We start from the raw sequence: 10,893 nt of genomic DNA on the forward strand, positions 1-10,893 counted from the left end.
CGGAAATATATGTTTAAATGGCTCAAGCCAGCACCTGCAATTGAAAGATTGCCAGCGGATATGATCGACCGTGTATATCGATTACTACGTATTCGTGTGTTAATCGGGATTTCAGTTGGATATGCTGCTTATTATTTAGTTCGTAGTAACTTTACGTTATCAAGTACGTATTTAGTACAAGAATATGGTTTTAGTACAGCTGAAATTGGTCTACTAGGTTCAGTAATGGCAATTGTTTATGGATTTAGTAAGTTCTTTATGGGGAATTTATCAGATAAAGCTTTCGCCCAGCGCTTTATCGCAGTCGGTTTATTCTTATCAGGGCTTGTAAATATTTGTTTCGGTTTTGCCTCATCATTTGGGATGATTGTTACATTACTTGTTGTTAACGGTATTGTGCAAGGTATGGGAGCACCACCTTGTAGTATTGTTATGACGAAATGGTTCTCGAAGAAAGAACGTGGTACGAAAACAGGTCTTTGGAATATTTCACATAACGTTGGTGGAATGCTTGTGCCACCACTTGTCGGAATTGGTGTAGGTATTTTCGGTGAAAATCATTGGCAAGGCGGCGTATTTATTTTCCCTGCGATTATCGCAATGGTAATTGCAGTTCTTGTTTGGATCAATGCGAAGGATACACCAGAATCTGAAGGTCTTCCTCCAATTGATGAGTATCGTAATGACTATGAAAATCTTGAAAAAGCAGATAATGCTAACAAGATGTCACCAAAAGAAATTTTAATGAAGTATGTAGTGAAAAATAAATTTGTATGGTTCTTATGTATTGCGAATGCTTTTGTTTATTTAATTCGTTTCGGTGTTATTAACTGGGTTCCACTTTATTTAACGACAGTTAAAGGATTTTCAAAAGCAGAAGCGCATGCGGCATATGCAATCTTTGAAGGTATGGCAATTCCAAGTTCATTAATCGTTGGTTTTTTAAGTGATAAATTATTTAAAGGAAAACGTATGCCATTATGTATTATTAGTATGGTTGGAGTTGTTATTGGTACGTTTATATATTGGCAAGCAACTAGCGTACTTGTTGTAAGTATTGCAGTTTCTATTATTGGTTGTTTAATTTATGTACCACAGTTCTTAATCGGTTTAAGTGCGATGGAATTAGTACCGAAATTTGCAGTAGGTACGACAGTTGGTATGTGTGGTCTATTTGGTTATGTAGGCGGAAGTCTTGTAGCTAACGCAGCAATTGGTGTTATTGTTGATAGTTCTGGCTGGGATGGTTGTTTCATCTTACTATTAACAGGAGCGGTTTTATCAACAATCTTCTTATTTATTGTTCAACGTGGACATGAGAGAAAAGATCCTAAAGTAGCGTAATATTTTGTTTGAAAAAGCTATCCAATTATCATTTTGGATGGCTTTTTCTATATAATATAATCTTTCCTTAAATCTATCTTAAAAGATTTAATGTCATATTTCTAATCATTGGAATTTTTGTTACAATATAAATGGATGTGTAAAACTTTGTAAAAAGATTGTAATAATATACAGTTTATTTTCAGAAAGTTTTATACAATTATGTTATTTATTAAACTATTAATTTATAAAGGGAGAGAGAATATGTTACCAAATACGGTTCGTACTCCAAACAAGAAGAAGAAATGGATTATTATTGGGGTTATTGCACTAATTGTTATTGTAGCGGCAATTAATATTTTTGTTATGCAAGGTAAGAAGAAGGGCGCATCAACAAATGCTGATGCTGTAAGTTTTGAGAAAGTGACAGAGCGTAAGCTGAATAATACGAAGTTAATTTCTGGTCAGGTGAAGCCTGGTAATATTGAAAGCTTCTATGCAGATCCGGCCAAAGGGAAAGTGAAAGATATTGAGGTAAAAGAAGGGCAAGAGGTAGAGAAAGGCACGAAGTTATTCTCTTATGATAATGAAGAGATTAACCTTCAAATGAAGCAAGCTGAGCTTGATCAGAAGATGGCGGATATGCGTTATGATCAAGGGAAAAAGAAGATTGATTCGTTGAAGAAAGAAATTAAGAAGGCGAAAGATAGTGGAGCGGGGAAAGAAGTAACAGATCCGATGGACGAGCAAGTAAACGAGTTAGAGATAGGACAAAAAACAATTGACCTTGAGAAAGAAAAAGGAAAGTTGCAGAAAGAAGAGTTAAGTAAGAAGCAGAAAGAACTTACGATTTATAGCAATTTTGCTGGTGTTGTTCAAAAGTTAGATAAAGATGCGGCACAAAGTTCATCTCAAGCGTTAGGTGGTCAAGGAAAAGCGTTTTTACAAGTAGCTTCTAAAGATCCATTCCAAGTTCAAGGTACGTTAACTGAGCTTCAAAAGTCACAAATCCAAAAGGATCAAACATTCACTGTAACTGCAAAAGCAAATAATAAGAAGAAGTGGACAGGTAAGATTACAGAGGTAAGTGAGTTCCCAACAAGTGCAGAGATGGCGCAAGCTGGCGGCATGGGTGAAGCAACTCAAAATATGTCTCAGTATACATATAAAGCTAGCCTTGATAGTCAAGATGGTTTATCTCCAGGTTATCACGTTTCTCTGCAAGTAAACTTAGAGAATAAGACGATGATTGCTGTTCCAAGTAAAAGCATTGTAGAAAAAGGCGATGATGCATTTGTTTATGTTGAGGAAAAAGGAAAGCTTCGTAAACAAAATGTGAAAAAAGGTTCTACTGATGGAGACTGGACAGAGATTACTGAAGGCGTAACAGTGGGGCAAAAGGTGGTTAAAAATCCTTCCGACGATGTGTATGACGGAATGGAAGTGAAAGAGAAATGATTACGTTAAATCATATTGCTAAAACGTATTATCAAGGAAAATTGGCAGTGCCGATTTTGCATGGTATTAGTTTAACAATTCAGAGCGGTGAGTTCGTTTCGATTATGGGACCGTCTGGTTCTGGTAAGTCGACACTTATGAATATTATTGGTTGCTTAGATCGTCCAACAGAAGGCGAATATATGCTGAACGATGTGAATATCTTAACAGCAGACGAGTCAAAGCTTGCTTTAATTCGTAATGAATATATTGGCTTTGTATTCCAGCATTTTAATTTACTACCTCGTCTTTCAGCAGTGGAAAATGTTGAGCTTCCGCTCGTATATGGTGGCGTGAAGAAAGCGGAGCGTCGCAAGCGTGCTTTGGAGGCGTTAGGTAAAGTTGGATTGGCAGATCGCGTGCATCATTTACCAAATGAGTTATCAGGTGGACAGAAGCAGCGTGTAGCGATTGCAAGAGCGATTGCAAATAATCCAACGTTCATTATGGCCGATGAACCGACTGGTGCACTTGATACGAAGTCTGGTGAGCAAGTTATGGATATTTTCACGAAGCTTAATGCAGAAGGTACGACGATTGTTATGGTTACGCATGAAGAGGAAGTAGCAGCATATTCTTCCCGCCGTATTGTACTGCGAGACGGGAAAGTTACAGAAGATAGAAGGTGTGCGGTATGAGTTTACTAGATAGTATAAAAATTGCCCTATCTTCTATTTTAGCTCATAAACTACGTTCAGCTCTTACGATGCTCGGTATTATTATCGGGGTAGGTTCGATTATTACGGTCGTTGCAATTGGGCAAGGCGGGGAAGCTGCATTGAAATCGCAGTTTGTTGGGGCGGGTAATCAAACGGTTCCGATTCATTATAGTGCAGATATAAACGATCCTTTTGGTATGGGAATGGTAGAAGCACCGAAGATAACTGAAGAAGACATCTTTGAAATTAAAAAAATTCCAGAAATCGCACATGTGGTAACAACAAATTCAACCATGGAACTACTTGATATTGAAGATAAAAAAGAAATGGTGAGCATTACTGGGTTAGATAGTGAGTACTTTGCAGTAAATAAAGTAAAGTTGTTAAAGGGACGTTCTTTACAAGAATCAGATGTGGATCAAGGTAATAACGTTGTTATGATTAGTAAACAAATGGAAGAAAAGGTGTTTAAGGATGCCAATCCAGTCGGTAAAATTATTGAAATGAAAGGTCAACCGATGCAAATTATTGGTGTCTACAAATCAGATAATGAGTTTATGGGAATGGGACCATCAGAAGCACTAGTTCCAATTTCATTATGGCCGACACTGTATGGGAAAGATGAAATTCAAAATATTTCTGTTCAAGCAAAAAATGTAGATAATCTAGAAAAAGCAGGTAAAAAAGCTGCAGATGTTTTAAATAGTCGTAAACCGACTGATGCAACTGGTGAATATGAAGTTATGAATTTAAAAGAAATTCAAGAAGGTATTTCGAAGATGACCGGTATTATGACAATGATTATCGGTGGTATCGCTGGTATTTCATTAGTCGTTGGTGGAATTGGTGTTATGAACATCATGCTTGTATCTGTAACGGAGCGTACGCGTGAAATTGGTGTACGTAAAGCACTTGGAGCAACGCGTAGTAAAATTTTATTACAGTTTTTAATTGAAGCAGTTATGTTAACACTTCTAGGTGGTTTAATAGGAATTGGTCTTGGGTATGGCGGAGCATATATCGTTTCTACATTCGCAAAATGGCCACCACTTGTTTCATGGGAAGTTGTCGTTGGAGGCGTACTATTCTCGATGACACTTGGTATTATTTTCGGATTAATTCCAGCAAATAAAGCTGCGAAATTAGATCCAATTGAAACATTGCGTTATGAGTAATTAATAGTGTAGTAACAATACACATTACCGTTCTAGTGGGCGGTTCGTAGCCTCTTGCATGAGGAAGTGAACCGCCCGTTAGAACGGATTATATAAATAGAAGGAGGCGTTATAATGGAAGCGAATTTGAATACGCAAAAGGTTGGCGGAGAGAAGCCATCATTATTTGGAATGATTACTTCTCCTGGTTTACAGTTTGAGAGAATGAAGGCGAGCGAGAAAGTTTGGGGTATGTTCTTTTTAGTTACATTGTTACAAGGGCTTATAGGTGGTTTGACAACATATGTTGTGAACACGTCACCTGAAATGATTGAAATGCAGAAAGAATTAGGTGAACTTGCTGGTAAGGGTTCAATAACATCAGAAGTTATTTATGGAATTGGATCTGGTTTTGTTGGAGCGATGATTGGAGTGCTATTTGTAGCGGCTATTTATAAAGTATTTATGATGATCTTTGGAAATGATACGTCTTACAAGAAGTTATTAACGATTGTTGTATATACTAATATTATTCTTATTATTGGTGGACTTATTAATGGTATTATAGCCCTAATTTTAGATGGTGGAGCAACCCAGTATACAAGTTTAGGACCATTATTTGACCAAGGTTCACTTGCATATGGAATAGGTAATACAATTGAATTGTTCTATTTATGGAATTTGGTTTTAATTTGGTTAGGATTACAAGTTACAGCTGGATTAAGTAAAGTGAAAGCAGCTATTCCAATTATTGTTTTATTCATTATTAAAGCGGTATTCTTAGCAGCAATTTTGGTATTAATAGCTAAGTTTTTACCAAGTATGCCAATATAAATAAATTATATGTATTATAAATAAGTTCAGTGAAAATTAGCAATATTATTAACCGGTGCTTTAATATACAATGTGCCGGTTAATTTGTCTTCGAATGATGTTTAAATGTAGGTAATCTTGTGGAGAACAGATACTCAAATAATAAATGTATCGTCAAAATAGAACTTGTCCATTAAATTGTTAACAATCCCGTTGAAATAAGCGAATTTACCCTTTTTCATTTTCGTTCCAGACTTAATTTTCATAACAAATTCTTTAATAGCTGTTAAGCCGATAGTAAGTTCTTGGTCTTTAGTAAATGCTTTATCACCTGTTGTATGGTTGACGACTTTATTGCACTGTTTTACGACCTTCCACAGTTCTTGAATTGTTTTAGACTCACTGTAAAAAGGGATAACTAAAGAAACAAAACGTTCTGGTACCCAGTGAGCAATAAAATCAGCTTCTTTAATGTTTTCCTCAAGTGTAGTGTTATTTTCATTACTATTACGTTTGTTTATATCTTTTATATTTTGTTTTAAGGAAACAGGTTTTGTTTTAATGGTAGGACACTTTGGAGGACTTTTTATACCTACCTTGTCGGACACTTCCTCCGCAATTGGTTGAATGATAACAGCATTTGAAGTTTGACGCATGTCTTTTTTACGTTTCATTGCTACTTGTTTAACCATTCCTAAATCCACAAGTTTCTTCATTAAACGTTGCACAGTTTTATATGAAACTTCCATGATGTCAGCAATTGAATTTTTACACAGGAAACTAACGCCTACATGTTTGCAACTGTGACGTTTTAAAATTTCAAGTAGTGCAATCAGTTTAGATTGTACATCAGAACGCTTTACGGAGCTTTTAATAAGGTCTCTGTAGGTTCTAACTACTTTGTTTAGTTCTTCTACTTCTTTAAATGTAGAAAGGTTGTGGTAGGATTCTTCTTTTGCTATTACGTCTATGCGTTTCTTTTTCATTACAAATCTTGTCTCCCTTTTGGAAACAAAAAAGCAACAGAATGCCAATTTTAAGCAAACTGTTGCTAAGAAACCCTTACGTACGGTAGAATAGTCCGTAAGAGTACAGCAGGTGTTTGCCTAGTCTAGTTAGGCGGACGGTATATATAGTGTTGTCGCACTATATATACACGCTGTGCTCTTTTGTTTATATGTTGTGTGGTACTCATATGGTACTTGTTTATTTTTATTTGAGTGGTTTAGATGAAAATAAACGCTTTATGCGTTTTAAAAGTATTGATTTATCAGTACGTGTTATTATGCGATACTTTTTGTAAGTTGAGTGGGAATAGTATTTATAAAAAGGTCCATCTATTGCTTATGCATAGGTGGATCTTTTTTATTTTGGTGTTAATACGAACAAAACTATAAAAGTTTATAAAAACGTTCGTTTTTAAATTGACAAAACTACTTCGTCGAGTTAATATGATTATGTAATTCAAACAAAAAGTGAATATTATAGCCGTCGTATAATATCGGGGATATGGCCCGAAAGTTTCTACCTAGCTACCGTAAATGGCTTGACTACGAGGCGTTTTTATAAAGGTGAGGGGAATCTTATCTTTATTCATAGAACGCTTCCATGTATATATGCAATGGAAGCCTTTTTTATTTCTCGGGATAAAAGAGGGCTAGGAGAAATGCGGCGAGTAATCATATAACGGGGGAAACGTAGGATGAAACGCTATTTTCAGTTTGATGAGCTCGGTACGAATTATAAGACTGAGTTCATAGCAGGGTTAACGACATTTCTATCTATGGCTTATGTACTATTTGTCAATCCTGCTACGCTGTCGCTTGGAAATGTTAAAGGGTTACCAGCAGGTACAGGGATGGATCCAGGTGCAGTATTCGTTGCTACGGCATTAGCGGCAGCGATCGGTTCGTTAATTATGGGTATTTTCGCGAAGTATCCAATTGCTTTAGCGCCAGGTATGGGAATTAACGCGTTCTTTGCTTATACAGCAGTGTTAACGATGGGGATTCCATGGCAAACAGCAATTGCCGGAACATTAATGTCAGGTATTATCTTTATTATTCTTACTGCTTCAGGTATTCGTGAAAAAATCATCAATGCAATTCCATCGGAGTTAAAGTTTGCAGTAGCAGCAGGTATCGGATTGTTCATTGCATTTCTTGGATTCCAAAATGCCGGAATTATCGTGAAAAATGATGCAGTTCTTGTTGGGTTGGGGGACTTAACAAAGGGTACAACGTTACTAGCAATCTTCGGGGTTGTTACTACGATCATCTTCATGATTAAGAAAATTAATGGTGCAGTATTTTACGGTATGATTCTTACAGCGATCTTAGGAGTAGCAACAGGATTAATTGATACTCCGAAAGCTGTGGTGGGAGCAATACCGAGTCTAGAACCAACGTTCGGCGTGGCGTTAACGCACTTCGGAGATATTTTCACAGTTCAAATGGGGATTGTTATTATAACGTTCTTCTTTATCGATTTCTTTGATACAGCAGGTACGCTTGTAGCGGTTGCGAATCAAGCAGGATTAATGAAGAACAATAAATTACCACGTGCCGGAAAAGCGTTATTTGCAGATGCGATTGCAACTGTAATTGGTGCGATTCTTGGTACATCAACAACAACGTCTTACATTGAATCGTCTGCAGGGGTAGCAGCAGGAGGACGTTCTGGATTTACAGCAGTTGTAACAGCAGGATTCTTTTTACTGGCACTATTCTTCTCGCCATTACTAAGTGTTGTAACGCCAGCTGTAACGGCGCCGGCTTTAATTATTGTAGGAATCTTGATGGTTTCTTCCTTAGGGGAAATTGATTGGAAGAAATTCGAGATTGCAGTGCCAGCATTCTTTACAATTATCTCTATGCCACTTACGTATAGTATCGCAACTGGGATTGCGATTGGATTTATCTTCTATCCAATTACAATGGTTGTGAGTGGTCGTCGTAAAGAGGTTCATCCGATTATGTATGTTATGGGAGTTTTATTCGTACTATATTTCATCTACGTTCGTAAATAAAAGGGGTTTTTTTAAAGGTCTAGACTTAAGGGGAGTCTAGACCTTTTTTGCGTCTTCAGAAAATCTTAAGGATTTCCGAGCGTTTTTCTTCAGAAGTTTTCCTATAATAGAAGTTAGGGATTAAAAAAGTGATGGGGGAGATATTGTGGCACACGAAACAATACTTGTCGTAGATGATGAAAAAGAAATTCGGAATTTAATTACAATCTATTTAAAGAATGAAGGATATAAAGTATTACAAGCAGGAGACGGAGAAGAAGGATTACGTCTATTGGAAGAAAATGAAGTACATCTAGTCGTATTAGATATTATGATGCCGAAAGTGGATGGTATTCATATGTGTATGAAGGTAAGGGAAGCGAAAGAAATGCCTATTATTATGCTTTCTGCCAAAACGCAAGATATGGATAAGATTTTAGGATTAACAACAGGTGCAGATGATTATGTAACGAAGCCGTTTAATCCGTTAGAGCTAATTGCACGAATTAAATCTCAGTTACGCCGTTATATGAAAATGAATGGTTTCGCTATTCAAAATGAGGACGAGTTAGAAATTGGGGAGATGAAAATCAACATCTCGACCCATAAAGTTATTGTAGAGGGAGAAGAAGTGAAACTAACTCCGAGGGAATTTTCAATTTTAGAATTGCTAGCTAGAAATCCAGGTATGGTGTTTAGTGCGGAGCAAATTTATGAAAAGGTGTGGAACGAACGATCTTTCCAGTCTGATAATACTGTAATGGTGCATATTCGAAAAGTGCGTGAAAAGATTGAGGAGAATCCAAGGAAACCTAGATATATAAAAACAGTATGGGGAGTGGGGTATAAGATTGAAAAAGATATTTAATCCGTTTACTTATATAAGGAAAATAAGACAATTAATTGAGAAATTAGTAAAGAGCGTACGAAAGAGTATAAGGATTCAATTGATTACTACTTTTGCTGCTTGTGCGTTATTAGGAGTTTTGTCAGCAAAGGCAGCAGCACCGTTTTTTGAGAATGCGAATCGTCAAGCAACTATCGATTATCGGGCTGGTATGGAACAAATTAATCACCAAGCTCAAGGAGCGGCAAATAGTTCGGTTCATGAAAATAAATTAGAAGCTATATCAAATATGATCGAAATGGAGAACCAAAATTTAGAGCAAGGGTCTAGAGCTTTGAAGATATTGGTTACTGATGAAAGTGGTAAAGTTTTATATAAAACAAAGCAAGCGCAAGAAGAGCAAATCGATTTGCATAATACGATTCGTAATGCAGCATCATTCGCGATTAATTATACAGATGGTAGAAATGTATTTGAAAGTACAAGAAAAGAGTTTATATCTTTTTCACCTATTACTATTGAAGGAAAGAATTTGTACATGTTTGTTAGTGGAATTCCAGAGGGAGAGGTAATATATGATACGCAAGAAGGACCATTCCCATTTTTAATTGGTGTACTTGTATTCATTTTCTCTTTCTTCTATATAACAAAGAGAAAGATGAAGCAGATTGAAGCAATGGCACAAGGCGTAAAGGAAATAGAAAGAGGTAACTTAGCCTACCGCATTGAGAAAAAAGGTGAAGATGAGATTGCAGCTTTAACGGAGAATATTAATAATATGGCAGAAGAGCTTATGAATAATATAGAAAAGGAACGTAAATTAGAAAAGCAAAAGAATGAGCTTATCACAAATGTATCGCATGATTTGCGTACACCACTTACTTCTATTATGGGTTACTTACGATTACTTCGAGATTCTAAATATGAAAATAAAGAACAACACGATGAGTATACGAGAATTGCTTTTGCAAAGTCGGAGCAGTTAAAAAATTTAATAGAAGATTTATTTGAGTATACGAAGTTAACAAATGAACAAGTTGTATTAGAAAAACAAGAAGTATGTGTAAATGAGTTGCTTGAGCAATTAATAGAAGAGTTAGTACCGCAAGCGGAAGAGCATGGACTTACTTTTGTTAAGAAGTTTCCTGAGGAACGTGCTTATGCATCGATTGATTCGGAAAAGATGGTTCGTGTATTTGATAATTTACTAATGAATGCAATTAAGTATAGTAAAGATGATGGAGAGATAAAAGTTTCTCTTCAAAGGCAGCGTAGGGATATACAAATTGTAATTGCGAATCATAGTGAAGAGTTTACAAGAGAAGAGTTAGCGAATTTGTTTGAACGTTTCTATAAGAAGGATCAATCTCGAAGTAGAGTAACGGAAGGGTCGGGACTCGGTTTAGCGATTGCGAAAAGTATTGTTGAGTTACAAGGTGGTAGTATTCGAGCGGAATATAGGGATGGCACTATTCAATTTATCGTCTCGTTACCAATTATAGAAAAATAATAAATGAATAGAATGATATGTGATAAAAAGGCTTATTTTAAAAGAAATAAGCCTTTTTATATTTTTTATAAAAATATATTGAC

The 10,893-nt window shown here is 36.1% G+C and carries 9 protein-coding genes and 1 riboswitch; of the genes, 8 read left to right on the top strand and 1 reads right to left on the bottom strand.

Going from position 1 to position 10,893, the window contains the following annotated elements; genetic code table 11:
* Positions 1 to 9: 9 nt before the first annotated feature.
* The 5 genes from AC3WVZ_RS28280 to yknW all read left to right on the top strand — a co-directional run bounded on the left by AC3WVZ_RS28280 (position 10) and on the right by yknW (position 5,467).
* The gene (locus tag AC3WVZ_RS28280; RefSeq protein WP_000477602.1) at positions 10 to 1,344 is read left to right on the top strand and encodes an MFS transporter; all 1,335 of its coding nucleotides are present in this window, start codon (positions 10 to 12) and stop codon (positions 1,342 to 1,344) included.
* A gap of 243 nt (positions 1,345 to 1,587) precedes the next feature.
* Positions 1,588 to 2,781 (top strand): efflux RND transporter periplasmic adaptor subunit, encoded by a 1,194-nt coding sequence (locus AC3WVZ_RS28285; RefSeq protein ID WP_000937319.1) that lies wholly within the window; start codon positions 1,588 to 1,590, stop codon positions 2,779 to 2,781.
* Positions 2,778 to 3,458 (top strand): ABC transporter ATP-binding protein, encoded by a 681-nt coding sequence (locus AC3WVZ_RS28290; protein WP_000631603.1) that lies wholly within the window; start codon positions 2,778 to 2,780, stop codon positions 3,456 to 3,458. Before AC3WVZ_RS28285 ends, AC3WVZ_RS28290 begins: the two co-directional genes overlap by 4 nt.
* Entirely contained in the window at positions 3,455 to 4,654 is a 1,200-nt protein-coding gene (locus tag AC3WVZ_RS28295) for an ABC transporter permease (RefSeq protein WP_233935746.1), read from the top strand. Before AC3WVZ_RS28290 ends, AC3WVZ_RS28295 begins: the two co-directional genes overlap by 4 nt.
* 114 nt (positions 4,655 to 4,768) lie before the next feature.
* Positions 4,769 to 5,467 (top strand): YknW family membrane protein, encoded by a 699-nt coding sequence (gene yknW / locus AC3WVZ_RS28300; protein WP_233935748.1) that lies wholly within the window; start codon positions 4,769 to 4,771, stop codon positions 5,465 to 5,467.
* Positions 5,468 to 5,601: 134 nt separating this feature from the next.
* Here yknW and AC3WVZ_RS28305 read toward each other — a convergent pair whose 3' ends face one another.
* Complete coding sequence (locus AC3WVZ_RS28305) at positions 5,602 to 6,432, bottom strand: helix-turn-helix domain-containing protein (protein WP_233935750.1); 831 nt, start codon at positions 6,430 to 6,432, stop codon at positions 5,602 to 5,604.
* A gap of 484 nt (positions 6,433 to 6,916) precedes the next feature.
* A riboswitch (purine riboswitch) is annotated at positions 6,917 to 7,019 on the top strand.
* A 129-nt stretch (positions 7,020 to 7,148) separates the two neighbouring features.
* Here AC3WVZ_RS28305 and AC3WVZ_RS28310 point away from each other — a divergent pair.
* The 3 genes from AC3WVZ_RS28310 (at position 7,149) to ampS (ending at position 10,810) form a co-directional block, all read left to right on the top strand.
* Entirely contained in the window at positions 7,149 to 8,474 is a 1,326-nt protein-coding gene (locus AC3WVZ_RS28310) for an NCS2 family permease (protein ID WP_000833082.1), read from the top strand.
* Between the two features lie 145 nt (positions 8,475 to 8,619).
* The gene (locus AC3WVZ_RS28315) at positions 8,620 to 9,321 is read left to right on the top strand and encodes a response regulator transcription factor (RefSeq protein WP_000929885.1); all 702 of its coding nucleotides are present in this window, start codon (positions 8,620 to 8,622) and stop codon (positions 9,319 to 9,321) included.
* Complete coding sequence (gene ampS, locus AC3WVZ_RS28320; RefSeq protein WP_000719223.1) at positions 9,305 to 10,810, top strand: aminopeptidase AmpS; 1,506 nt, start codon at positions 9,305 to 9,307, stop codon at positions 10,808 to 10,810. The genes AC3WVZ_RS28315 and ampS overlap by 17 nt, the downstream gene beginning before the upstream one ends.
* Positions 10,811 to 10,893: the final 83 nt, after the last annotated feature.

The sequence above is a fragment of the Bacillus sp. CPT56D-587-MTF genome, assembly GCF_058792335.1.